The organism is Roseibium denhamense, assembly GCF_009711415.1.
GTDB lineage: Bacteria > Pseudomonadota > Alphaproteobacteria > Rhizobiales > Stappiaceae > Roseibium > Roseibium denhamense.
Genome location: NZ_SMLZ01000024.1, coordinates 1 through 411, shown reverse-complemented (window position 1 = coordinate 411; position 411 = coordinate 1). Strand labels below are relative to the sequence as shown.

Annotated in this window: 1 pseudogene; it reads right to left on the bottom strand. The window is 57.4% G+C overall.

The window, feature by feature from the left end:
• Window positions 1-369 (bottom strand): annotated as a pseudogene (locus E1180_RS00065) (IS5 family transposase); the annotation flags it as partial.
• Window positions 370-411: the final 42 nt, after the last annotated feature.

The following is a 411-nucleotide window of genomic DNA, read 5'->3' as shown; positions in this document are numbered from 1 at the left end:
TTTCGTCGTAAAGCCGCCGCGTGATCGACCAAAAGCCTCCTTATGAGTCCCCCTTTAGCGCCTGCCGCCTGACTATGGCCGCGGACTGTGGTGCTGTCGATCATGTGTTGCCAGTCATCGGTAAGCCCGAGGTCTACAAGTGTTTCCAACAGACCGTCCCAAACCCCTTGCTCCGCCCACCTGCGAAACCGGACATAGACCGAGTTCCATTTCCCATAGCGCTTATGCATGTCCCGCCAGGGGCAGCCAACACGCAGGACATGCAACATGCCGTTCAGATAACGACGCTTAATCCTGGGCCGGACGGGACTTTCGGCCTCGCTCCGAAGGAAGCAATGCTTCAATCGATTCCCATTCTGCGTCCGTCAAATCGCCACGTGCCGAGACTGCCTCCTTGAAGACGGTCTTGCA